32 protein-coding genes are annotated in these 22,782 nt (G+C 59.3%); 21 read left to right on the forward strand and 11 right to left on the reverse strand.

Annotated elements, in window-relative coordinates; translation table 11 throughout:
- The first annotated feature begins 191 nt into the window (after nucleotides 1–191).
- From DDZ17_RS05520 to DDZ17_RS05580, 15 genes are all read left to right on the forward strand, one after another.
- Nucleotides 192–701, forward strand: a complete 510-nt coding sequence (locus DDZ17_RS05520) for a helix-turn-helix transcriptional regulator (protein ID WP_116364994.1) — start codon at nucleotides 192–194, stop codon at nucleotides 699–701.
- A 20-nt stretch (nucleotides 702–721) separates the two neighbouring features.
- A complete protein-coding gene (locus DDZ17_RS05525) occupies nucleotides 722–1,222 on the forward strand; it encodes an antitoxin Xre/MbcA/ParS toxin-binding domain-containing protein (RefSeq protein WP_116364995.1) in 501 nt (166 codons plus the stop codon).
- 125 nt (nucleotides 1,223–1,347) lie between these two features.
- Nucleotides 1,348–1,575 carry a helix-turn-helix transcriptional regulator gene (locus DDZ17_RS22260; protein ID WP_157976468.1) on the forward strand — a complete coding sequence of 76 codons (228 nt, stop codon included), beginning with the start codon at nucleotides 1,348–1,350 and terminating at the stop codon, nucleotides 1,573–1,575.
- A 21-nt stretch (nucleotides 1,576–1,596) separates the two neighbouring features.
- The gene (locus DDZ17_RS22265; protein ID WP_157976469.1) at nucleotides 1,597–1,875 is read left to right on the forward strand and encodes a type II toxin-antitoxin system Phd/YefM family antitoxin; all 279 of its coding nucleotides are present in this window, start codon (nucleotides 1,597–1,599) and stop codon (nucleotides 1,873–1,875) included.
- Nucleotides 1,876–1,938: 63 nt separating this feature from the next.
- Complete coding sequence (locus tag DDZ17_RS05535; protein WP_116364997.1) at nucleotides 1,939–2,187, forward strand: hypothetical protein; 249 nt, start codon at nucleotides 1,939–1,941, stop codon at nucleotides 2,185–2,187.
- Nucleotides 2,188–2,238: 51 nt separating this feature from the next.
- Nucleotides 2,239–2,493: a type II toxin-antitoxin system HicB family antitoxin gene (locus DDZ17_RS05540; protein WP_116364998.1), complete on the forward strand. Its 255-nt coding sequence runs from the start codon at nucleotides 2,239–2,241 to the stop codon at nucleotides 2,491–2,493.
- Nucleotides 2,494–2,504: 11 nt separating this feature from the next.
- Nucleotides 2,505–2,819 (forward strand): hypothetical protein, encoded by a 315-nt coding sequence (locus DDZ17_RS05545; protein WP_157976471.1) that lies wholly within the window; start codon nucleotides 2,505–2,507, stop codon nucleotides 2,817–2,819.
- Complete coding sequence (locus DDZ17_RS05550) at nucleotides 2,816–3,202, forward strand: hypothetical protein (protein ID WP_116365000.1); 387 nt, start codon at nucleotides 2,816–2,818, stop codon at nucleotides 3,200–3,202. The genes DDZ17_RS05545 and DDZ17_RS05550 overlap by 4 nt, the downstream gene beginning before the upstream one ends.
- Before the next feature lie 81 nt (nucleotides 3,203–3,283).
- Nucleotides 3,284–3,760, forward strand: coding sequence for a helix-turn-helix domain-containing protein (locus DDZ17_RS23015; RefSeq protein ID WP_157976472.1), 477 nt, complete (start codon nucleotides 3,284–3,286; stop codon nucleotides 3,758–3,760).
- Nucleotides 3,757–4,149, forward strand: coding sequence for a type II toxin-antitoxin system death-on-curing family toxin (locus DDZ17_RS05560; RefSeq protein ID WP_116365002.1), 393 nt, complete (start codon nucleotides 3,757–3,759; stop codon nucleotides 4,147–4,149). The genes DDZ17_RS23015 and DDZ17_RS05560 overlap by 4 nt, the downstream gene beginning before the upstream one ends.
- A gap of 47 nt (nucleotides 4,150–4,196) precedes the next feature.
- On the forward strand, nucleotides 4,197–4,475 hold the full coding sequence (locus tag DDZ17_RS22275) for a hypothetical protein (protein ID WP_157976473.1): 279 nt from the start codon (nucleotides 4,197–4,199) through the stop codon (nucleotides 4,473–4,475).
- A gap of 93 nt (nucleotides 4,476–4,568) precedes the next feature.
- Nucleotides 4,569–4,958, forward strand: coding sequence for a hypothetical protein (locus DDZ17_RS05565; RefSeq protein WP_116365003.1), 390 nt, complete (start codon nucleotides 4,569–4,571; stop codon nucleotides 4,956–4,958).
- A gap of 98 nt (nucleotides 4,959–5,056) precedes the next feature.
- Nucleotides 5,057–6,472, forward strand: a complete 1,416-nt coding sequence (locus DDZ17_RS05570) for an HNH endonuclease (RefSeq protein WP_116365004.1) — start codon at nucleotides 5,057–5,059, stop codon at nucleotides 6,470–6,472.
- A gap of 191 nt (nucleotides 6,473–6,663) precedes the next feature.
- The gene (locus DDZ17_RS05575; protein ID WP_157976474.1) at nucleotides 6,664–7,074 is read left to right on the forward strand and encodes a thermonuclease family protein; all 411 of its coding nucleotides are present in this window, start codon (nucleotides 6,664–6,666) and stop codon (nucleotides 7,072–7,074) included.
- Nucleotides 7,075–7,079: 5 nt separating this feature from the next.
- The gene (locus DDZ17_RS05580) at nucleotides 7,080–7,271 is read left to right on the forward strand and encodes a hypothetical protein (RefSeq protein WP_157976475.1); all 192 of its coding nucleotides are present in this window, start codon (nucleotides 7,080–7,082) and stop codon (nucleotides 7,269–7,271) included.
- Nucleotides 7,272–7,283: 12 nt separating this feature from the next.
- Here DDZ17_RS05580 and DDZ17_RS05585 read toward each other — a convergent pair whose 3' ends face one another.
- The 6 genes from DDZ17_RS05585 to DDZ17_RS05610 all read right to left on the reverse strand — a co-directional run bounded on the left by DDZ17_RS05585 (nucleotide 7,284) and on the right by DDZ17_RS05610 (nucleotide 11,702).
- Nucleotides 7,284–7,940, reverse strand: a complete 657-nt coding sequence (locus DDZ17_RS05585; protein ID WP_157976476.1) for a Mom family adenine methylcarbamoylation protein — start codon at nucleotides 7,938–7,940, stop codon at nucleotides 7,284–7,286.
- Nucleotides 7,941–8,339: 399 nt separating this feature from the next.
- Nucleotides 8,340–9,287, reverse strand: a complete 948-nt coding sequence (locus DDZ17_RS05590) for a hypothetical protein (RefSeq protein ID WP_116365008.1) — start codon at nucleotides 9,285–9,287, stop codon at nucleotides 8,340–8,342.
- A complete protein-coding gene (locus DDZ17_RS05595; protein WP_116365009.1) occupies nucleotides 9,280–10,059 on the reverse strand; it encodes a hypothetical protein in 780 nt (259 codons plus the stop codon). The genes DDZ17_RS05590 and DDZ17_RS05595 overlap by 8 nt, the downstream gene beginning before the upstream one ends.
- A gap of 52 nt (nucleotides 10,060–10,111) precedes the next feature.
- Entirely contained in the window at nucleotides 10,112–10,633 is a 522-nt protein-coding gene (locus DDZ17_RS05600) for a hypothetical protein (RefSeq protein WP_116365010.1), read from the reverse strand.
- 53 nt (nucleotides 10,634–10,686) lie between these two features.
- Nucleotides 10,687–11,088, reverse strand: a complete 402-nt coding sequence (locus DDZ17_RS05605) for a hypothetical protein (RefSeq protein ID WP_116365011.1) — start codon at nucleotides 11,086–11,088, stop codon at nucleotides 10,687–10,689.
- On the reverse strand, nucleotides 11,085–11,702 hold the full coding sequence (locus tag DDZ17_RS05610) for a hypothetical protein (protein WP_157976477.1): 618 nt from the start codon (nucleotides 11,700–11,702) through the stop codon (nucleotides 11,085–11,087). Before DDZ17_RS05610 ends, DDZ17_RS05605 begins: the two co-directional genes overlap by 4 nt.
- A 1,306-nt stretch (nucleotides 11,703–13,008) precedes the next feature.
- Between DDZ17_RS05610 and DDZ17_RS05615 the strand changes: the two genes are divergently transcribed.
- The 6 genes from DDZ17_RS05615 (at nucleotide 13,009) to DDZ17_RS05640 (ending at nucleotide 15,580) form a co-directional block, all read left to right on the forward strand.
- Nucleotides 13,009–13,194 (forward strand): DUF7417 domain-containing protein, encoded by a 186-nt coding sequence (locus tag DDZ17_RS05615; RefSeq protein ID WP_116365013.1) that lies wholly within the window; start codon nucleotides 13,009–13,011, stop codon nucleotides 13,192–13,194.
- Between the two features lie 33 nt (nucleotides 13,195–13,227).
- The gene (locus DDZ17_RS05620) at nucleotides 13,228–13,545 is read left to right on the forward strand and encodes a hypothetical protein (RefSeq protein ID WP_116365014.1); all 318 of its coding nucleotides are present in this window, start codon (nucleotides 13,228–13,230) and stop codon (nucleotides 13,543–13,545) included.
- A gap of 33 nt (nucleotides 13,546–13,578) precedes the next feature.
- Nucleotides 13,579–14,070: an antirestriction protein ArdA gene (locus tag DDZ17_RS05625; RefSeq protein WP_206613462.1), complete on the forward strand. Its 492-nt coding sequence runs from the start codon at nucleotides 13,579–13,581 to the stop codon at nucleotides 14,068–14,070.
- Entirely contained in the window at nucleotides 14,060–14,386 is a 327-nt protein-coding gene (locus DDZ17_RS05630) for a hypothetical protein (RefSeq protein ID WP_157976478.1), read from the forward strand. The genes DDZ17_RS05625 and DDZ17_RS05630 overlap by 11 nt, the downstream gene beginning before the upstream one ends.
- Before the next feature lie 153 nt (nucleotides 14,387–14,539).
- A complete protein-coding gene (locus tag DDZ17_RS05635; RefSeq protein ID WP_157976479.1) occupies nucleotides 14,540–15,094 on the forward strand; it encodes a tyrosine-type recombinase/integrase in 555 nt (184 codons plus the stop codon).
- Between the two features lie 42 nt (nucleotides 15,095–15,136).
- The gene (locus DDZ17_RS05640; protein ID WP_157976480.1) at nucleotides 15,137–15,580 is read left to right on the forward strand and encodes a hypothetical protein; all 444 of its coding nucleotides are present in this window, start codon (nucleotides 15,137–15,139) and stop codon (nucleotides 15,578–15,580) included.
- Nucleotides 15,581–15,598: 18 nt separating this feature from the next.
- Here DDZ17_RS05640 and DDZ17_RS05645 read toward each other — a convergent pair whose 3' ends face one another.
- The 5 genes from DDZ17_RS05645 to DDZ17_RS05665 form a co-directional block, all read right to left on the reverse strand.
- The gene (locus DDZ17_RS05645; RefSeq protein ID WP_116365018.1) at nucleotides 15,599–16,351 is read right to left on the reverse strand and encodes a hypothetical protein; all 753 of its coding nucleotides are present in this window, start codon (nucleotides 16,349–16,351) and stop codon (nucleotides 15,599–15,601) included.
- Between the two features lie 25 nt (nucleotides 16,352–16,376).
- Nucleotides 16,377–17,210: a hypothetical protein gene (locus DDZ17_RS22280; protein ID WP_157976481.1), complete on the reverse strand. Its 834-nt coding sequence runs from the start codon at nucleotides 17,208–17,210 to the stop codon at nucleotides 16,377–16,379.
- A gap of 629 nt (nucleotides 17,211–17,839) precedes the next feature.
- A complete protein-coding gene (locus tag DDZ17_RS05655) occupies nucleotides 17,840–21,364 on the reverse strand; it encodes a DNA-primase RepB domain-containing protein (RefSeq protein ID WP_116365020.1) in 3,525 nt (1,174 codons plus the stop codon).
- 248 nt (nucleotides 21,365–21,612) lie between these two features.
- Nucleotides 21,613–22,089 carry a hypothetical protein gene (locus DDZ17_RS05660; RefSeq protein WP_116365021.1) on the reverse strand — a complete coding sequence of 159 codons (477 nt, stop codon included), beginning with the start codon at nucleotides 22,087–22,089 and terminating at the stop codon, nucleotides 21,613–21,615.
- Nucleotides 22,089–22,772 carry a hypothetical protein gene (locus DDZ17_RS05665; protein ID WP_116365022.1) on the reverse strand — a complete coding sequence of 228 codons (684 nt, stop codon included), beginning with the start codon at nucleotides 22,770–22,772 and terminating at the stop codon, nucleotides 22,089–22,091. The genes DDZ17_RS05660 and DDZ17_RS05665 overlap by 1 nt, the downstream gene beginning before the upstream one ends.
- Between the last annotated feature and the right edge of the window lie 10 nt (nucleotides 22,773–22,782).

The following is a 22,782-nucleotide window of genomic DNA, read 5'->3' on the forward strand; positions in this document are numbered from 1 at the left end:
GCATTACCCAGCCGAGGGACGATGCAGCTTGGGATATCCCGGATTCTGCCGGTTTCCCAACACGTCCGGAACGACACAATCCGGAATGAAACCCACCGCGGTTTACGGATTATTAAGCGAGACAACACCAAGAACCCGGCCCAGCGCCGGGTTTTTTGTACCTACTGATAACCTGTTAGGAGTAGTACCACGTGACACAGATAGCACACGAAATTCCACTGTTCATCCAGCCGGATATTTCTGACGAGAACACACAAGAGGCTCTCGCATCCGAAAAATGGTATCGGGAAACTGAGCTTTATTCCGGCAAGGATAGTCATGGGATATTGCCGATAGGGAGGTCCACGTTCAAGGCGATGGTAAAAGCAGGCGAACTCCCCCGGCCGATTAAAGCTGGTGGGGTGCTGATGTACACCGAAGGAATGGTGCGTATGGCCAAGCGGGTACTGCTGCACGACGAGCGCCCCGGCCGTGGTAGCAAATTGCACGCTACTGGGCCCAGCGTCCCGCATACACCCATTGAGTACAAGCCTGTGGAATCCACCCCACTCAAAGACGTAGAAAACTATCTGACCGTCGAACAAGCCGAGTTGCTTCTGGCCCGACTGGTAAAGATGGAAGATAGATTTGCGAACCTGACGGATCAGCTGAATGAATCCGTGGCGAGCTATGCGCGGGCCCTGCTCCGCGCTACCGAGTAGATTGTTAGGAGCAATATCCGATGGCAAAACAAAAACCAACGAAGAAACCCGACCCCCGCGTAGCGCGGTTAATGAAAGCCGCCGAGGCCGCCCGCGACACGCCCACTCCCGTCAAAGCGCTGCTGGGCCTGACCAGCAAGCGCGTTCTGCATGTCAGCCTTTATAGCCTCGTAGAACGGGGGTTACCGTTCAGCACGCTGACCAAGCTGGCGAAGCACTACGGCATGGCCCCAACCACTCTGGGTGAGGACTACCTTGGCATTACCAAGTCCACCCTTTCCCGCCGCCGTGCCAGTGGCAGGCTCACCACCCGCGAATCGGACGCCGTGGTGCGTTATGCCCGGCTGCTGGTCGATGCCACCGACATGATGCACGGCGACGAAGCCGCCGCCCGGCACTGGCTGCTGTCCCCTGCCCTCTTGTTCAAAGATCGTACCCCCGCCGAGCGGGCCCGGACAGAGGAAGGGGCGCGGGAGGTGGAAGGTTTGATTCACCGCATCGAACATGGGGTTTTCAGCTGATGGATGCCGCTAAACGCAAACGCCTTGAAGCCGCTGGCTGGAGATTTGGCGATGCCCAAGACTTTCTTGGCACGGCTGAGTCGGAGGGCCCTTTGTTTACTGACAACTTGTTAGGAGTAATACAGATGCAAGCCGATCACAACCCCGTATTGAAAACCTCCATCGCCAGCCGTGGCGGCGAGGACGCGCTATTGACCACGCAAGAGGTGGCTGACCTGTTGGGGGTAACCCGGCGCAACGTCAACCAGAGAATCCAGCGCGGTGAAATCAAAGGCGTGAAGCTGAGCACCCGGACGACCCGAATTGCGCTCAGTGAATATCGCCGCTACGTGGCCAGCCTACCAACGGCATAACTTTGTTAGGAGTAGTGACACATGAGACTAAGGCAACGCCACGACCGGGCACGGCTGCGTGTCCGCAACGTACGCCTCTATGACCGACGCCGCCACTGGCTATTTCACCAAGGGCGAGCCCGCAGCCACCGCTTCGCGTACCTGACCCCGGGCGGGCGTTACACCAGCGGCGGCTGGGATGTTGGGTGTATGGCGCATTTCAACCCCAGCAGCGAACGTCTACACGAAATCGCTGAGCATGGTGCAGTGCTGATGGCCAATGCTATGCCCGATGACCTTAAGACATTCAACGAGGTGTAACGAATGCCAAGCCACACAAAATCCCCCAGCTTTGCACAACCAAACACCGATGACCCCGCAGTAATGGAGCAGCTGGCGTCTGAGCGCTGGTATGCCGAGGATGAAGTCTGGGGCCGTAACGGTCGCCGGGGTGAACTGCCACTGGGCAGAAGCAAGTTCAAGGAAATGGTCGCCAACGGTGAACTGCCCGTTCCCATCCTAGCAGCCGGGAGATTGATCTACACCGAAAGCATGTTACGAGCAGCCAAGATCGCGCTGTTAAAGAGCGACCGCCCCGGCCGGGGTGGCAACCGCCGTTCTAAGTCGAAGTGAACACAGTAGATACCCGGTGCCACTGTGATCAACCTGTCAGGAGTAAAGACCATGCTCTACCCCGTCTACATCCACAACGATGACAACAGTGCGTTCGGCATGATCGTGGCTGATTTCCCCGGCTGCTACGCCGCCAGTGATGATTTCGATGGCATCCCGGCCGCTGTGCAGGAGTCTGTGGAGCTGTACTTTGCTGACGAACTGCGCAGCGTGCCCTTGCCCACCAGCCCTGCCCACTTTTCCGGTGCGGCGTTTACAGGCGGACTGTGGGCCCTGATTGATATTGACCTGACGAAACTGAAATAGGAGCAACACCCATGAAACCTGTACTTACCCTCATGCTGTTAGCAGCAGCCACTGCCATGGCCGACGATGACTGGTGGCCGGGCGACCCGCTGTTACCCGGTACGCCTTCCACGTCTGTCCTGATCGACAACGATACCCGGATCATTTCAGCACCGGGCAGATCATTGAACGAACGCTGGGGCGAGCCTGCGGGCAATGACTGGTACTTTGATCGGCCATCACAGGAGCTGTTCATTCAGCAGAAGCTGGGCGATACCACCGTGACCACCGGGGGTGGCCGCATCACCGTCTGCCAGAAAGTGGCGCAGCTGGAGTTTTGCCGATGACTTTGTTTTTCAACATTTTCGCCATGCTGCTGTTAGTGCTCGGCTCGTTTTCAGCCTTTATGGCCAGTGTCGTGAACTACGAATGGCCCGTCCTGCGCCGGGTGGTCTTGGGAGTTGGCGGCGTGGCCGGGTTCGCGCTGTTCCTGACCATTACCGTCCAGACCCTCCGCGACCGGGAAAGTGACTGGCGCGAATATGCGCTGGCGAACAACTGCACCGTGCAACAGCTTACCAGCAAGCGCGAAACCTCAGTGGGCGTCGCCCCGGTGGTGACTACCAGCGGCAGTGTCGGCGCGGCCATTGTGCCCAGCAGTAAAAACGCGGGCTATGCCGTGTGGTTCTGCGAGAACACTGGCGAAACGCACGTCAGGAAAATTCGATAGCAGGCAGCATGACAGGGGTGTCCAATTTGGGTATATTATACAGTCCGTTCAACGGTACAGCTTTTCCCGTAGGTGACCACCATGCCCAAGACAGTGAAATCAAACTTCCAACTCCCGACCAAAGGTAAAGGTGGAGGTAAAAGTGTGCGCAGTCATCGCACGGGCCGGTTTGTAGAAAAAACGACAGGGAAATCCCATCCCGTAGCCACTACCGCAAGGGGCCGAAAATCCACGGCCACCCCCCTGCCCGCCGCTATCAACGTCACCGCGCAAGACATTGTGACGCTGCGCGAAAAGCTGAAAGTGTCTCAGCCAGTGTTCGCCCGGCTGCTGCATACCAATGTCAAAACCCTACGCAACTGGGAACAGGGTATTGCCAAGCCTAACGCTCAGGCAGCGGTACTCCTGCGTCTGGTAGAGCGCAATCCAGCCATGCTTGGGGAACTGGAGCAGCTGGGTGGGGGTAAGCCGAAGACTTCCGATACTGACCGCCAGCTGGCACTGGCACGGCGTGGCATGGGTAAATACCGCAATGCCCTGCGTGACCTTGCTCAGTGACCGACTTCAACTGGCTGTCTCATGAGTTGGTTCGCCAGATACATGACGAGCAGTTGGCGGAGCACGGGGGGCTGCCCGGCATCCGCGACCAAAATGCACTGGACGCCACTTTGGCCCGACCAGAGCAAAAGCACTACTACCAGCCTGCTTCTTCCGTCTTCGAGCTGGCGGCGTCTTACGCCTACGGCTTCGCCCGCAACCACCCGTTCAGTGACGGTAACAAGCGCACTGCCCTGCTGGCAGCTTATGTTTTTCTGGCCGACAACGGATGGGAACTGGACGCTGACGAGGATGCGGCCCGGGACACATTTCTGGACCTTGCTGCTGGCAATTTATCAGAAGAGGCACTGGCTGAGTGGCTTGAACAGGAGTCGATACCCTTTGAGTAGCCAGCGCCCGCAGGCTACTCAATAACCTGTTGCTGGTAACGCCCACGTTGGGGCTGGACAGCAAAGCAACCACCAAAACGGGCAAGTGGTATGCCGAGCAAAAGGTTAAGCGAGGTGCGGGAAATCCCGCACCTGAGTTAACTCTGCTCGACCAGCCGGGTGATCTGGAGGTGCTGCGCTCCCTGTTCGATAGCGAGCAAGGTTTTCAGAAAGCCAAGTCAGGATTCTCCAATAATCCATGGCTTCCACCGCCAACCCCATGGCCGACCACGACAACACATCAGGCACCTGTCGCATTTTCATGCACACCCGTTATTTATATTTGACTAGTCATTTCAATATCACTAGTATTGTCAATGTAAGAGGTCAGGTAGCGACACAGCCACCGACCAGACACCGTAGGGAACAGGTAATCAATCATGGCAGCGAGAAAGCTACCGGACGATAGCGCGTGGGTATGGAGTTACCTGCGCAAGAAGCTGAACCGCCCCCGCCTCACGATGACTGAGGCAGTGACGCTGGCGCAGACACTGGAAAGCGAAGACTACGCGGCGATGAAAGCCGCATGGCGGAGCTACCAGCACCAGCAACGGGTACGCGAAGACGAGCCCATGGGCAGCAGTGAACCGAAGCCGGGGAAACTGTGGACGGACTTGGTGAGCAAGTACGGACTCAACTTTTCCTTGGTCCGCAGCGCCGCCGAGGCATACGGCTTCGAGAATGAACGATGTAAAGAATGGCTCAGTGACGTATTCAGCAATGTGAAAGAGCCAGTAAAGAAACCCAGAAAACGGGCCGCCAAAAAGTGATGGCCTGACGACTCAGGCCCTGTGCGCGAAGCCCGGTCCTGCCGGGCATTTTTGTCTCTGGAGAATGGAAAACGGTTAACTGCTTAGGAGTAGTAACGATGGACGCTACAGAAATTAACGCAAAACTGGAAAAGAAGCTGAAGGCGGACCTGAACGACATTCCGAACTTGCGTGTAGAACAAGAAGGCACCGGACGAGTCCTTGCCACCTTGCAGATGGGTCAGTTCAGAATATCCCTTCGCCAGAAATCACGGAACAGCACAAACGTGTCAGGCTTAATCATTCATCATGAGGACGATACCCAACTTAAAAGGGCGCTGGATTTCATTCAAGATAAGCAACCAAGCCGGAAGAAAGGCCACACCCTTGTGCAATTATCAGATTACGATGAAGCAGTCGCGCTGATCAGGCATATGGCGGTAGGCACACCCAGAGGTCGTACGACAGCGGGTGGGCGTCGTCCCCGTTTCGACTTCAAGGAAATGGGGGTCGCTGTCCCCGGCACACTATCTTACGTTCGCAATCCTGCTCATACCGTCACCACCACCGACAACAATCAGGTTCTGTATGAAGGCCAAAAGTACACCCTGACCCACGTAACTCGCCACTTCATGAATGAGCAAGGCGGGTGTACAGAACATTGGGTGTATGAAGGCAGGAACCTTGGTGATATTTATGATGACACCTACGGCCCCCGCGATGGCGAGCCAAGCCCTGCGAAAAAGCCTTCCAGTAAAGAAGCCAATCTGAAGTGGCTGGAGCATCTACGTGCTGATGTGGCCGATGGATACACCCTCGGAGGCCCCTACGAGAACGGTGACATTCGTTGCACGCTCGCTACTGGCGGCCTGAGCATGGTGGTCCGCTACCGCGTGACCGAGGAAAACTTCACCGTATCATTCCACAGCACATCAAACGATGCCCTACTGGCGCAAGCCGGTAAGCAGCTCGCGCCCTTCGCCACGGAGACAGGCGGCGGAGATAGTTACGTCCGCTACAGCGGGCTGAGCTACAAATACGTTGTGGAAATGCTACATAGCATTGCGAACAACGCACACGCAATGGAGGTAGAAGACACCGCTATTGAGAATGAGCTGACCAGTTACGTGAAACCTGACCAACCCCGTCCACGTGATCGTGACGCCATCGTCAAAGTGCGCGTCCAGCATGGCACATGGGCCAAAGGTGTCAAAGCGCGAGGCCGCTGCCAGCTGTTACCTGAGCTGACGCGCAACCTGATCGCAAGTCACATCAAACCATGGAGCCGTTGCGATGAAAGCACCGATGAACACCGGGACCGCGCAAACGGCCTTTGCCTCAGCCCTTGCATCGACAAGTTGTTTGAGGACGGCCTGATCCAGTTCGAGGACGACGGCAAGATCATCCTACATTCGGAGTTGTCCGCAGCAGAGCGGGCAATTTACGGCCTCAATGATGACATGCGAATCAAAGTAATACCGGGCCAAGACAAGTACCTCCGCTGGCACCGTGACAATGTACTAGTGAAGTCATGAGTGGCAACTGGCGCAACCGCCGCTGGCGCAATAAGCGCAGGCCGCTGTGGCGGGTCCGTCGCAGGCGTTCTCGCTGGTGGCCTACGCTTAAGCTGTTACTGCCACCGCTGGTCGCGTTCGGCGTGATCCTTGGCTATCTCGGCAATGACATGGGCTGGGACAAAGCGCGGGACGCTATTAGCTTCACCCCTGTGAAGCCTGTCGGCAGCCAGTTGCACCGTGTCATCGACGGCGACACCGTAGAGGCCACCATCCCCGGCTACGGCCGTGAACGCATCCGCCTGTCGAGCATCGACGCCCCTGAGCGTAACCAGCCCTACGGCAACCAGTCCACGCAGTGCCTGCGCGAACTTCTCAGGCAGGGCTCCCTCAGCGTGAAACCCAAAAAGACGGACAAATACGGCCGCCTCGTGGCGGACCTGTACGTAGGCGATGACCGAGTGGACGTAGCCATGGTGGAGCGCGGCTGCGCGTGGTGGTACTCGCGGTACGCCCCCGCCAGTGTCGTACTGGCCAAAGCCCACTACACCGCCAAGTTCGAGAAGCGTGGCTTGTGGGCGGGTAGTAACCCCATCAAACCCGAGCAATGGCGTCGGAGGTAATCACCATGAGCGATGACAGCCACTACACCCGCATCAAGGCTTTGGAGGCCAAGGTAACCGAGGCCAGCACCATGGACGAGCGCCGCGAAGCCCGCCAGCAGCTGTACCAGACACTGGTGGACTGCATCGGCACCAAGGACAAGAGCCCCACCAAACAAATGGCGCTGGCCCGATTGCGGCGGCGGTATCTGGACTGAGCCTGCTCACGTCTACCGTTTCGGGTACGGCTTTGACGTGTAACGCAATGCCGCCCTCAACGCCCGTTGTTCTCGCTTGTCCCCTTCCAGCCTGCAATACGTGTGCTTTCCCTTTGTGGGCACAATCTCATAGCCCGCCCTTCGAGCCTCGCCAAACGTAGCGGGGTTACTGCCAAACCGCTGAAGCGCTGTGCCATGACGCAGTATCCTTTCTGATAAGTAGTTAGCCACATCGCCGGGCTCTACCCACGGTGGCCGTAGCAAGTACCGCGCCGATGAGCGACCGAGGTTCTGGCCAAGGTACAGCCAGTTCGTCGCCTGATACACCGTGCCTATCTCACCGGCCATGGGGTCGGCATACGCCAGAAACACTCGCCAGCCATGTTCGGCGGCTGCCCGCTTGCAGGCCCGGGCTATCAAATACGATGCCGCGTGCTCGTGTGCCCAGTGCACGCAGGCACCGCGTTCCAGCAGAATCACCTTATCTGCATTCCGTTTGCCGCAAACGTGGCTGGAGTGGGTATGCAAAGGCTTGCCGAACGACGACACACCCAGTAACTCCCCTGCCCCATCCACCAGCCCATACGTCGCTTGCGGTTTACCGGGATTGCCCAGCCACTCGTACTGGCGGATCAGATCAGCGGCGTCCTTGCTGCTGACCACTTGCACCGTGCAGCCATGCAGTGATGTCTGGCGGGGGCGGCCATCGTCCTGTGCCTGTCGCACCTGCCACTGGTGGGCAGGAATTGTCGCGGGACGCTGGCGGTACGCCTTCTGCTTGCAGGCGGCAGAGCAGTATTTCGCGGTTCTGCGGAGTGCCTGAAACGGGTTTCCGCACTCAAGACAATTGGCCGACATCGGGTGCCTTAGCGTAACGGGGGAGCGTTACGCTAACCGGCGATTTATGCGCGGGTCAAGACATTCCAAAAGATATTTTTTATGTAACGCGCTGTCACGTGTAACACGTGTCGTAACGTGTCAAACGCTACAAATATAGGGGTTATAGGCGTTTTCAATTTGCGCTATATCTAAGTGCTTACTGGTAACTGGGACACTTTCCTAACCACCCTACTCTGCCAGCTCTGGCCACCGCTCCAGCACGGTCTCCAATGAGTCCAAGCCCAGCGCCTCCAGCTCCACCCGCAGTTTTGCCAGCGCCGTCGCCTCAATCTGGCGGATGCGTTCACGTGATAATACCCGAGGCGTATCACCGTCGCGGTACAGGGCTTGGGCCACGGCTTCCAGCGACATGGCGGGCTCAAGGTCCGCCCCTGCCACTTGCAGGTGGCGGTGCCTGATTTTTCCGGTGTTGCGGTTGATCTTGGCACGGCCACGGCGCGGGGGTGGGATCGTCACTGTGAGGAGCCCGGGCAGCACCTCGGTGAGCCACGGATCGTCGGCGGGTTCCGGGGCCGGTTCGTGCCCGGGGCTGGGGGCAAAGGCCACGGACAGGTCCAGCCCGCCCGGGCCTACCTGTAACTGGTTAATGGCAAGGTCCGGTATGTGGGTCTCGCTGGCCGCCGTGCGCTCTTCCCGCTGTCGCAGCTCCGCCAGTGCCGACCCACCCAGCAGCATCGACCGTAGCGGCTGGGTGCTTGTCCACGGCAGGTAGCTGTTCAGGAAATTGTGCAAGTAGGTGGTAGCGGCGGTGATGGCGCGGGCGGCCAAGGCGTCGGTGCGCTCGGTCGTGAACTGGAGTGACAGCTGGAGACCATGGACATGGACCATCAACAGCGGGCCGGGATCATCGGGCAGTGCGATGGCCAGCGCGATCTTGCCGGGCTCGGAATCCCGCATCACGTGTATCAGCGCCGGAAGCCGGTACAGGCTGTTCCACAACTGGAGAGCCTGCTGGCGCTCCTGCTCCAGCTGCGGGGCCCGGTGGGGTGCCAGCGCCACCACCTCGGCGGCCGGGGTGGTGGCGGGGGCAGTGAGGGCTTGGCGGGGGTTGGGCAGGGTCTCATTGGCGACCGCGTTGCCCCGGGTCTGGAACATCAGGACTTGGTGCTCAGCCATCGGTGGGGTCTCCCGCATCGCTGTCGTCGCCGTCGTGGGCGTCCAGTGTAGCAGCGGTGTCAAACGTGCTATCGGCCCCGTACAGCCACGCTGAGGTGTCCGGGCACAGGATGGGCTGCCACGGCCTGCACAGGGCCTGTAGCGCCCGCAGATCAGCGGTGGGCAGGTTGTCAGGGCTGCTGACGTGCACCTGCAACCAGAACGCCGGGGGCTCATCAGCAGCGACCTGACGGTAAGGCACCGGGCGTCCCTCGGCGGTGAGCCGGGGCACGAGGCACAGCGTCAGTTGCAGCGCAGTCACTTCGTTATCATCCACATACAGGGCGCGGTGCCCACCTTCGTGGGTCTGGTTGGGTACCCGCTGTCGCAGGGCCTCCGCGAGTTGCCGCATCAATGCCGGGCGCGTCTCAGGGTGGTGCAGAGACCGTAGGGCGGTGTCGATGTCGTTGAGGCTCGGTGGTGTGTAGGGTGCGATCACGGCCAGCGCATCGAACAGGTCTAGGGACTGTGGGCCGCCCCAGATGCCAAGAAAGTGGCGGCACATCCGGGCGACATCGGTGCTGACGGCATGGGGCGGGGGCAGGATGTCATAGCCAGCCGGGGTGTTGAGGACCACCAACCCATTGTGAAACTCCACGCGGCCCGGGAGCACATCAAACGCGCCCTCCCCGGCTTGTTGCAGGCTCAGCGCCAGCGAACCGACCGGGGTGTCGGTGTCCTGACGGTCGGCGTCGGGGACGTGCGCGTTCGCATCGGGGATCGGCGGGCTCATGTGGTGTTCTCCTTGGTGCTGACAGCTTAGGTGCAGCGGCCGGGGTCCGGGCTCAGTAGCCGGTCATGGTGTCGGCGGGCACACCGAACGCCCGGGTATCCTGATCGACCAGCTGGCAGGCTTCTTCCCAGAGCGAGTCGGCCACCTTGGCGGCTTGCGCAGGCGACATCGGCTGACCGTTGTTGGGATGGCGGTTGCTGTTGTTGCCGGGCCGGTAAGCGTCACTGGCTTTGTAGATGTTCAACAAGGCCACATTGTCGGAAGCCGCTGTACTGCGCACCATGGATTTCACACCGTCGCCTTGCTGATCAACCCATGCCCAGAATGCCGGGTCTTTCTGGATCGTCTGGTAGTCCGGGTGGACTGCGCTGAACGCGGCCAGCTGGGTCGCACGGTACTCCGCCATTTCCTGCTGCTGCAATCGCGTGATCGGCTCGCGCAGTTCCGCCAGTTGCGAATCGAGTTTGCCGGATAGCTCGTTGGTCCGCTGCACCATCAACTGCTCCATGGCGTTATACACCTCGGGAAAATCCTCTTGGAACATTTTGAGGTCAACTTGATTGGTGTCTGCCATGGTGATGTCCTCTGTTCAGGGTCGTAGGTGGGCGGCCAGTACTGGGGATGGAGTTAACCTGTTAATCCCAACCGTCTGCGCAAGGCATCGGTCTGGGCGTCATCGGCCAACTGCTGCTCGGCATCAAACTCCGCCATCATTTCATCCACCGAAGCATCCCGCGCATGGGCCGTGGCGGCGAACATTTCCGCATTGCCACGGGGAATGCTCAGCTCGCGCTGGACGGCATCGGCATGTTCCCTGACCAGATCGGGCAGGTGGTTCTGCGCAAAGCTATTGCCAGCGGCCACCCGCAGCACGCGGTCCGCCACCTGCCGCTGGCCGGGGGTTAGGGCCTCATAACGCGAACGGTCGGCGTGATCCAGCCGGGCCTGCACGGCGGACTCAATGGCGTTGAGCAAGTCGGCGTCTTCAGGTGCGAGCCGCGCAGGGCTGGCGGATGTCATGGGGTTCATGCGGCGGACTCCGGTTGCTGGGTGTTTGGTGTTTGCGGTGACGGGGCCGGGGCGTCGGGTGCCGGGTTGCTGGCCATGGACAGGGCTGCCACGGCATGGCGCACCCGAACCAGCAACGGTTTCCACCGCTGTGGACCATTCGGCTCGCGCAGGAAGCGGGCGTTCGTGGCCACGATCAGGGCATCCATCAGGGATGATGGGAACGCAGGTTCTGCCAGCGTACTGGTCAGCAGCTGGGCAATCTGGTCCGGGCCATCGGGTTGGGCTGCGAGGTGCCGGATGGCGACGCGGAAACTGGACTGCTGGCGCTGGGTTTCCCGGGTGTCGGCAACATCCGGCATCAACTGTTTGAGGGCTGCGGCGATGGACAGGCCCGCGTCGATAGCCGCCTGCCACTCGACTTCAAGGCCCCGCTCGGCCGCCATCTGGCCGTAGCGAATCCGCTGGGCCGCCAGCTCGTGGCTGACGTTCTCGGCCTCGGCCAACTCGCGGACGGTGGGTGCAGTGTCGCCAGCGGGGGTAGCGTCGGCGTCGAAAGCGGAAGACTGGGCTTCACGCCGCACGGCGTTGGCCCGGGCGCGGTTCTCAAAATGACGACGGCGTGATCGTCCCATGTGCGAACTCCTGAACAGCAGGTGACAACAGTAACGTGTGTCATTGCAGGTCAGAAGCCGCTGGAACCATCATCGCCAGACAACCCCACCTATGCCCACATCCGAACCGCAAGTAATCCTGTCTACGGTCCGGGCGCAGGGGCAACTGGCGAAAAGTCTGGACCTGAGCGGGGGCCCTGTCAACCAGTTTTTTCTGAGTAGAAGCGCCACGAAACCCTATAAATACAGGTGTTTTGTGACATCACGTTACAAGTTCTGAGTGGTTTCCAATAGCCATGGAAAGGGTTTGTTGTGTCCAGCACATGGGCAGGAAATGTGGACGCTAAAACAGGAGGCATGGACAGGGGCTTATAGCGTCCAGCACATGGAAAGGGAGCTATGAAGCATGAGACGTGGACAGGCGCTTTATCTGCATCGCTATAAAACATTGGGCATGGACAGACTGTTACCACTGGTCACACTCAATTTCGCCCTGAAACACGACAAAATGTGTGAAGGGGATAACCCCTACCCCCCGCCCCGCGCCCGATTGCCGCCCTCCGGGGGTTAGGGGGTGGGGTACCTGCTTCGGTTTCCGGCTGAAACGAACAAAAAAGTCCGAAATACGAAAAATTCAGACCTGCCGGCTACTCCTAAGCTCTTATGAGAAACACAGGAGTCGCCTCAAACCCCTGTATTTACAGGGTTTCCGCCGATCACCGCCGAATCATCTTGACATTTAACATACGTTTACCGTAGTATTTATCGCGTCGCGGGGCACTCCGCCCCGTTCCGACATTCCAACACTCCCACCCTTGATGCCGTGTAAGCCGTCGTGAGCGACGTTACGGCGGGAGTTTGTCTGGAGCTGGTACGGTGCCAGTTGAAACCGCCGGTCACCCGGAGCCACAGCACGTCGGAGCTGTCAATGGGCGAGCCTACTGGCGAGAGTGCGAGGTGACCCCGAATACCGGAGCAACAGTGTAAAGCACAGCAACGACCACCCGAACGGAATGCAGCTGTGATGCTACGCCCCGGCGATATGACACCCCGCACACCCACCACCCCACCTGACCTGCTACCAGCAATGACCCATAGCCCCGAGACCCGTCACTCCACGCGACACGGTAGGGCCCGGCGAGCTGGCCAGTAATTCCTAGTGAATCGAGCGCCCGCGTAGCAGGCAGGCAACGCCGCATGGCCAGCGGCTGGACTATGGCCAGAGACCTGCCGGGATAGCACCCGGCGCGGTTTCTAGTGGGCTCTCGACTCGTGCTGAGTGCTCACCAGTAACCGATATTTTCACACTGACTAGGAGTAATACCCCATGAACCAATTTGATGCTGTAGGCATCGCGGAAGGCTGGATTGAAGCCGACAGCGAGGACCAAGTGATTGAAGCGTGGCAGGCCCTTGTTGACACCGGCCTGTGCTGGCAGCTGCAAGGCTGGTTTGGCCGTACTGCCAGCCAGCTGATTGAGAACGGCATTGTGCAGCCCGCGCAAGCGCCGTAGCGCCCTGAATCTAACCGTCTAGGAGCAACACCAATGTCATTTTTCAAACGCGATCCCTTTGCTCACGAGTGGTGGGTTCGAGCGGAGATTGAGCGCCGGAAAACTTCACGCAAGCAAACCTATGCCGCCGCCGCTGTGGCCCACCTGCTGATTCTGCTCGTCTTCCCTATGGTCGGTTTTATCCACCTGATGCTGGCGAGCAAATGGGGCGTTGTCGTCGGCATCCTGCTCGCAATAGCCCTCTATGCGCTGGTCATGTTCTTTGGCACCCGCCGCCCCGGAGGGCTCACCCCCTACCAAGCGGGTCAAGCCCTCGGCCGATTTGTGCGCCGATTCAAGCGCAAGCGCTAACGCCATGAATCTAACTGCTTAGGAGTAGCAACCATGTCCCTGCAACTTTACGCCCAACCTTACGACCTCGACGCGGCCGGGTTCTATTTCTCCACCTTCGAGGAGTACGAATCAAAATCCGCTGACCTGCTGAACTGCCACGGGTACCCGGTGGAAGAGTTTGAAGTTCAATTCATCGACGGCCTTGAGGCCCCACCCATTGATCCCAACCAGTGCGAGCTGGAGGAATGGGTGGATTGCTACGACCAATATCAGGGGCTATCCCCGGAGGAAATCGTTGCTGTGAAGTGGTTAGTGGAGCGGGGTAAATCCTTCCGCGATGCTCTGGACCAGCATGGCGAAGTACAGGTGTTTCACGGTAGCGCCAGCGACTATGCCACAGAACTGGTGCACGACTGTCATGACTTGCCCGACTTCGCCTTGCAGTATTTCGATTACGACAGCTTTGCCAATGACCTGAAGTATGGGGGCGACGTGGAATGCCTTGGCAATGGCTACCTCGTCACGAACCCCCATGACTTCTAGCGCAGCTGTGGAGGCAATGACCATGTACACCTACAGCGAATTGATGGCGGAGTTCCGCCGTGCTGAGGATTGGCGCTACGACCCGTGGGGCTCTGCCATGTCCGTCCTGTTCGACCTGTGCGACAGGCTCTACCACCGTGATGGCGAAACCCCGGCTGAGTGGCACTACCAGCCCGGCATTTCCGGCCCGGCCCTTGAGCCGGATTCCTACTGGTTCGAGATTTTCCGCGATACCAGCAGCGCCGTCCTGATCACCTTCGGCCACACCCTGCACCGCTATATCGAGCGGCTGCGGATGGCAGGCCGGGATTACTGACGGTTTTTAAAACTGTCGCTTTTAAGTATTTTCAACAAAACTCTGGAGACTGCTATGAGTAACCATGCGGCTTTGCGGCTGGTCCCGTCTGAGGGTCAAACCGCGAAAGCAACAAAATCCAAAACCAAGGGTGGACGCCCGACCAACGAGGGCATGGGCCGCAAACGCGAGCACCTGACCCTGACCGAGGTGCGAGCCCTGCTGAACGCCGCCAAACGGACTGGCAGGGAATCCCTGCGCAAACGCAATCACCTGATGGTGTTGATCATGTACCGCCACGGGCTGCGCGTCAGCGAGCTGTGCGGGCTGCGCTGGGCCGATGTGGACCTGCCCGGGGGTGAAGTCTTCATTCGCCGGGTGAAAGGCTCCGTGAGCGGTACCCATCACCTCGAACATGACGAGAACCGGGGGCTGGCTGCCCTGCGCCGGGCACGGCCAGATACGGCGTTTGTGTTTTCTGGCGCTACGGGTAAGCCCTTACGAGATACCGCCGTGCGCGAACTGATCCTGCGACTGGGGCGCGAGGCTGGCCTGCCCTTTCGGGTGCATCCACACCAACTGCGGCACTCGGTGGGTTTCGACCTGATTGATCAAGGCCATGGACTCAGGCATGTGCAGCAGTGGCTAGGCCACCGGGATATAGCAAACACCGTGAAGTACACAGCGCTGAGTGGTTCTGCCCTGCGCGGAATCAAGGCCCGGGTGTAGCCGTGTTATCCTTAAGCACTTACTACGAAGGTGGTATTATTCGTGTCCGCCAGCAGCACACCTGAATTGTTCATCGGCCATGCCTGTCGGCTGATGGCGCAGCAAGCGATTGCCGAAGGCATCACCACGGGCGAACCCAGCGCCTACGCGGTGCTGGGCTGGCTTGAGCAGGCCCATGGCATTGTGATGCCGCCGCCGCGTGCATCGCGGTTGTGCAGCGGCCAGACCCTGCCCAGTGCTGATGACCCTGTGATTGATGTGCTTGCCGAGGTGACCGGGGCCCCGGTGTGGTTGGTGTTGGTGCAGTTGCAGCTGGACGCCCTGCGCAAAGCCGTAATGAGCGACACAGGGCTGCGCCAGCGGCTCGTGGAGGCTGAAACCGGGCTCATGGACAGGCTGACCAAGCCCCTGCGCGAAAAGTGCGTGACGGCCCCGGTGATGATGCCCGGAAAAGCAGGCCGGAAACCCAAAGCGGCCAAGCGCTAAGCTGTCAGGAGTAACGCTCTACCACAAAGGCTCGCCATCCGGTGCCAGCGGCGGCGCAGTAGGGTCATCCTCGGGGCTGGTCACCACTACCTCCCCCTCAATCACGTCATTCTCCGGCGTAATATCCTTCGGCTCCCGAACCGGCGTGCCGGGCACGTCGGCCAGCCTGCCGTCCTTGGCGCGGGTGACCATGCTCACGCCGATATGCTTGGGGCTGCCATTGCCGCTGTTCTCACCGCCGAAATCCAGCTGCACGTTCACCGCCACGCCCTCGCCACCATCCGGGCGCAAAATACCGTTGACCTTGGCTGCTGTGCTGAGCAGGTTATTGAGCGCGGTCAAATTCGTCACGCGGCCTTGGCCCTGAACATGCTCGCCCATTTTTGCGAAAAAGCTGTTCAGCTGCACATCCTCTTCACCTATGGCCATTTGAATGCCCCTTGCTAGGAACCTGTTAATCGCATCCTTGTCCACGCCCCGGGCCGGGTCTGCCAGCCGCTGGTGCACTTCCTGCTCCAGCAGATCGCGCAGCGCCGGGCGCTCCTGCAACCACTCCGCCATCGCCGTCTGATCCTTGGCGTTCAATGCCAGCTCCGTACACGCCGCCTCGGTGTCGCAGAACGGCTGCCTCAAGACAGCTTCCAGAAATTCGCCATGGCGCTCGCTGGGGATGGGGTCGGCCACCGCCAGTGCGCGTCGCCACAGCGACAGGCTGAAGTCGATGGGGTCACTGCTATCCGCTTCAATCGTGGGCAGTGGTGGTGTGTACATTGTCGGGATTCCAGCCATGGCGGCGTTACTCCGTTACAGGTGGCATGTTAATAACAAGATCGTTCAGCTCCCGGGCGACCAATACCTGATTCAATCGGTCTACGGCATTGGACAGATTCTGGCGGTATCGCCGCCACGCCTCCCGCTGGTTAGGGCTGTGGGCATAGCCGATAGGCGGGGCACTTAAGGTATAGCCCACCCGCTCATAGGCCATTTCCACGTCCAGCACCGCCCGCAGCGCTACCACCGTCTCAGGCAGGCCATTGCGCTGTCTCAACTGAGTGTAGGTAGTGCACTTCAAGCAGAACACCCGGCCGTTCGAGCCGACGTACAATTTTTCACAGCTATGGCCACAGCTAGGGCAGTTGACCTTGAAAATCCTGCGCCCATACAGCTGGGGCAGCATCGTCCAGTTTATGGGAACGATCAACCGAGAAATATGCGGTGAAACAAGGGGTCCGTCGTCCTTACCTTCTGGAAGACCTGTAAAAATAGGGCCTTGGAGAATGAAATGCTTTTCGGACTTGAGCACGATGATATCCACGGCCGGGGCGGTGTGCGGCGAGCGGCCATGGTTGTAGTTTTCTCTGATGACCGCAGGAAAATGGTACCTACCCGGGACACTTTGGCGACGATGCGGAACGCCACGGCGGTTTTTCTTAGGCCAGATGGGTCGCCACATAATCCGGGCCGCAGCTGGCGGCGGGATGCGTTGGCAATCCTCCCAGCCCGGCTTGAGGGTGCTTGCCATTAAACGGTTACGCACTTGGTTCAGGCGCTGCGTAAACGGCGATTCTGGCGGCGGGCCGAAGGTGAAAACCAGCTCGGGCTGGGGTAATACGGCAGGGGTAGTATTCACTGCCACATCACCCCCGCCCCGCGCCCGATTGCCGCCCTCCGGGGGTGTGGGTCGTGCACTGGACCTGCAAAATCTGGCGAATTTTCCATGTTTGGTCCCTGTGTTCTATCCCTTTTCATCGCCTTCTGGCTTATGGCTCATGACCTCTGGGCTGTGGATCATCAGCTTCGATAGCCTACCCATTTTTGCACCACCAATGGCCAATATTCCATTTTATGATGCACTAACAAGCATATGTATTCCCACACTGGCTACCCTCAACCAGTCACCAGCAAGCCCGCTCCACATCCCAATCGCCAAAAACGCCGCGAGAATACGCCGCCGTGATTGAGACCTTTGAGACCACCCTGAGACCACCCCCCTGTCTCACTTGAAACCCGCGCCAGCACTGGGCTGCGATAAATTTGAGACCTTGAGACCAGCAACCTATTTCTTCCCTATATATACCTATATTTCTCTTTTTCTTTATTTCTATATTTCTCTCTATTTCTATAACCCTAAAAAACCCCTATAAAGGAATAGAAAAGGTGGTCTCAAGGTCTCAACATAGCCGCAGCCCTTGGTATCACTGGCTTTCAGCTGAGACCATGGGGTGGTCTCAGGGTGGTCTCAAAGGTCTCAATTTGGTCTCAATCTACCCCTTTTTTCGCGTTTTTGGCCTTTTCCAGCGACGCTTTACCCTCATCTATCCGTTTTTGCGTTGCGGCATCGGCTGCACGCATGGCCTCACCCTTGTCAAAAACCGCCTTGCGAAACTTGGCATCGTTCGAGGTTTCCACCTCCAGAGCCTCGGCAAAGTCCGCCATATCTTCCGGCACCTCAGCCTCCATCCCACGCCATGATCGGGCGGCCAGCACCCCCTTTCTCAGCCACAGGCTTTTGGGGTCATTCGGGATGGGCGCGGTAAGGTTGAACTTCTCGCGTGCGTCCCGGTTCGGGTCGCGGTCCACCGCCCGTCGAATCTCGTCTTCACGCCCGGTGAAATTGTGCAGCAACCCGCCCTTCACCAGCTGTGCGCTGACCCATACCCGCAGTAGCGCTTCCGGGCTTCGGATACACAGCACCCCCTTATGCACCAGCAAGTTCTCGGCAACGAGGCGCTGGCCTGCATCAACAGGCCGTTTATCACTTAGCTTGTCGCGGGCTTCCATGGCAGTCATCAACAGCCAGCGCAACCAGTGTGCTCCCAGTTCCTCGTAAGCAGTTGCGTCCAAGACCCCACCCATAGCCCCTGACAGGCTCTTGGCACGATTCAGTTCAACCAGCCGGGCCATGGCCGCCTCGCCAGCTTTCGCGGCTCCCATGTCGCGGTACGTGGCCATACGCACGTTCACAGCATCGGCTACCCAGCGCATCAGGTGGAACATATAGTAGTTCCGCCCAACGCGGCGATAGAGTGGCCGGGTCTGCAATTTCATCGGGCCCGGGATGGGTTGCCCATCGGTGTCCACTTCGTCGCTGGGCTCGCCTACACCGTCCTCGCCCTGTGCCACTACCCGGTGGTAGATAAAGCGATTGTCCGTCTGCTCTTCGACCGGCGAGCCCTCTTCCAACCCCCGCACGCGCTCGGCAACGAAAAACAGTTTCAGGAATACTTCGACCTGCCCCGCCATCTGGTACTTGGGCGCGATTTCGATATCGTTTTGCAGCTCACGTATGTCACTGCCCAACACGTTGTATTCGTCAAACACGATGCCGAACGCTGATACCAGTGACTCAGGTGTGATCGGCGCGGGCTTGCCTTCCATCACGGCCTTGGCGGTGCCCTTTTTCAACACCACCAACAGCCGTAGTGCCCGGCCCATGTCAATCAGGAAGCCCTTACCCGCATCACTGAACCAGCGCATCAGGACAAACGCCTTCTTCCTGTCAGGGGCCACACGGGCGGCGACAAGGGCGTCCAGCAGATCATCCAACACACCACCAATCTGCACGTTGTAATCCTGAGCCACGGCCGGGTCCGCGCCGCCCTCTGGGATATCGAATCCCAGTTGCTTGGCCTTAACCGGCATCACCACCGGGTGGTAGCCGTAGCAAATATCCACGGTGTGTTCGACATCGCGCAGGAGTGTCAGCACTGTGGTGTCGCTGAAAGGGTCTACCCGGGTAACACAGCGGTGGATACTTCGGTGCTGGCGAAGGAAGGACAATACCCCCTCTTCCACCAACGCCATGACCTTGAGCACGTCTTTTTCGGAGACGCCCTGATCGCGGCGGGAATCGGGTTGCAGTCGCCGGGCCCAGCGCCGATAGCTTCCGCTGTCGAACAGGCTGGCATCCATGCTATGACTCAAGTTTGAGAGCACCCGCTGCGCTTCCTTGGACTCCTGCCAACTGAGCAGGCCAGTCTGGGCATCGACAAAACCAAACTGGCCTCGGAAACCGCCCGCCGCGCAGTACACCCAACCACTTAACAGCACGCGCACCAGCGGCTGTCCTGACAAAACAAACTTCAACTCGGCGGCTTTGGGCGCGGCCCCGGCTTTGCGCAGGACGCCAGCAATACACTGGCGTAGCAGTTCCAGATCACGCGGTGGTGCGCTCGGGGCTTCGCCAATCGGAGCAGCTACAGGCTCCCCATCGGCATTGACAGGCTCGAACACATCCTCTGGCGAGGGCCGCATGATCCATGGTTGTGCCGGGGCGTCTTCCAAACCTTCCAACTCCAGTGCGGTCAGGAACTTACCCGTAAGCTCACCCGCGCCGCGCTTTATACAACTCTCATGACGGCAGGAGTACACCACCCGGCCGTCGTCATGGATCACAAAGCCCGCCCCGGTAGGGTCACTGCTTTGGTGCTCGGCCTCATTGATGCAGGGTGTGAGATTGTAAAAGCCAGTGCCTTCGGCGTAGCGGTAGGAATCAATGGCCTTGGATTTCGCCAGCGCCTGTATGACCGGGTGATCCGCCGCGTCTGCCTCGCTGAGCAGCGTCTTGTGCCCCTGCTCCGACTCATCCAACGTCGCCCATTCCAGTGCTTGTGCGTCCGCAACGGATTCGACCAACTGTTCCAGTGAGTACCGCAGGCCCTTGTTCCACTGCACGCAGCGCACGAGGTGTGCCCCACCGTACTCACGTTTCGTGTTCACAGAGCCCACAATGCGCAACAACCGCGCTACCCCTTTGGCGTCTTCGGGGACATGCAAAGGCTCGCCCGCTTCGTCAGTGAGTAGCGTTCCGGATTTGTCGTACAGGTCGGCTGTGTGTAACACCTTGAGAGCAGCCTTGAACCGAGCCAAGTCTGTGCAGGGCGTATCCAGTACATAACACCAGTGCTGGTTGCCGGGGCTGGTCTCGATAGCAATGGTCGGCGGGGGTAGGACTTGCTGGATAACTGAGAGAGGGATTTTCTTGCCAACGTCATCAATGCCTATGATATGGGCCTGTAGGAAATTGGACTCCCGGCGTACTGCTGACTCCTGCTCGCCCCGCACACTGGGCTCGAACAGGCTCACAGTGAAGTACATATCCGCCTTCTGCATGAACGCAACGTCACCGGCCCGGTCCTTGTACTGGCTCCAGAAGCGGGCTGGCCAACCGGCGCGTTTGACGTTTTTCTTATCGGCTTCCGGGGCGGCCGCCAATCGCTGTTGGTACTTGTCCTCGGCGTTCTGGAAATGGCGGCGGCATACCACCACATCGTCAGTGCGCTCACCAAACATTTCCGCCAGCTGATCCGCAGGTGTCATTGCGATGGTGGCAAGCTCAACTGCCGCGCCCTTACCCTTAACCTGTTCGCAAGAACCCGGCCCCAGCAGGTCATCCCAGTCGTCATCGCTGACCACCCCGGCCGCTGACTCCCATGCCGCCAGTACCGCGTCATCCGCGGCTGTCGCTTTCAGTACCTGCTCGCCCGTGCCATTCAGTTTGCGCATCACCGGGGCCAGCGTCTTCACCGTAAGCACGGTGTACACGAGCGTGCAATGGCCTGCCGCCAGCGTCCTTGCCCCCGCCTCTACCCCCTTCGATGATAGTGACTCGCCCCCGCGATAGCGGAACAGGTAAGTAGCCTCATCCTGATCAACCACCGCCCCGGGCAAGTGGGTCTCGGCGGTGGCCAGCAGCGTGGCAACCTCGGCTTCGGGGCCATGGACGGTGAGCAGGACGGACTGGGTATTTTGATGTGATGTAGTTTCTAGTTTATTCTTGGCCATGGTGACTCTGCGTGGTGGTAGACGAACCTATGAACGCCGGGGTAGCAACTGCTTGTTGCCTCGGCGTTCGCCGTTATGGGGATTGATCCCCGGTGCCTGCTCCACGCTCTACGCTTTCAGCCTCAACCGCCCACGCTGGCCAACGTGACGGCATATCAGCCTCCCAACTGTTTAACCTCGCAGGGACGGCGAGCTGGCTGGTCAGTTTACGCCCGCCTGCATTCCGCAGGCCAGCACAATGCAGCGCGTCACCCTTGGTCGGGTTTCGGTGCAGCGCTTTTGTGGTAGCGAAACATTTGCCCGGAGTAGTTGAGAATGAAAATATACCCGCCAGTGAAATCCTCAAAGCCAACTTCACGCCAACCCTTCTTCAGTGCCTCCAGTGCCTCCAGCTCCGGTGGTGACCGCCAGTAGGTTTCGATGATCCCCTTATGGTTGTTCATAGCCAGAAGGTTCTGCGTGAGCGCTTCATGGGCGTCGGGGTCGATGTTGCTGTGGAGATAGCCTTGCGCGAAGCAGTACGCACCTAACGTGCGCCCGCTTGGGGATGTCCCGCCGTTGCCGGTGTGCAGCATGGGCTTTCCGCCAGTCACGTAGTGGTCCGCCAACTCGCCCGGGAAATTCTCGCGTTTGTACTCACTCACGGGCGCGACGGCAAAGCCGAGGTTACCGCTGTATCCCGTCTGGGCCATCACGGGTTTCAAGGTGGAAATTTTTTCACTCATTATCTTACTCCTGACAGGTTAGTCGCTGTGTTCTTGCGCTGTTGGTCCACCACCCTGCCCGGGTGCGTCCGCGCTTCCACGGCGTACAGGGCTTCGCGTGATGTGATCATGGAAAATAGCGATTGCACGTGCTCATCATCGTCGCGGGCAATCAGCATCGGCAGGCAGTAGCCGCTGTTGTGCAGTGAGTGAATGCCGATGTCGTAAGCGGCGAGCCCCATGTTCAGGTAGGGTTGCAACTCGTCCCACGACTGATCAGCGGGCAGGTAGGTCTGGGTCAGAAGGGCAGCGGGTCGCCGCTTGCGGTCGTAGAAACACTGGTGGTCGAACACTCGCTTGCCCTGATTCAGAAAATCCGGGTCGTACTGGCTTCGGTTGAAACTCGGGTTCCACAATTCCAGCCCGGCGCGGCTGGCACGAGCCAGCGCCTTTGGCCCGAAGCTGCGGTGGGTGTAGGAAAACCCGCAGAATTTGCGGAATGCCACGTACCAATCTCCTTCGTGCCAACTGCGATACTGATAAAACGCCTCCATCGCTTCTTGACTGACTCGCTGGGTGTCGCGGTTATTGAACACCACGATGTGCGCCAGCTGCGCCCCGAGGTCTTCCAGTGAGTCCAGCGTGCGCATGACCGGCTGGTTCAGATAGGCTCGGGCGTCTTGAACAGTGCGAAGTGTAGTCATACTCTCTACT

The sequence above is a fragment of the Parahaliea mediterranea genome (assembly GCF_003402235.1).
In the GTDB taxonomy this organism is placed as follows: domain Bacteria; phylum Pseudomonadota; class Gammaproteobacteria; order Pseudomonadales; family Halieaceae; genus Parahaliea; species Parahaliea mediterranea.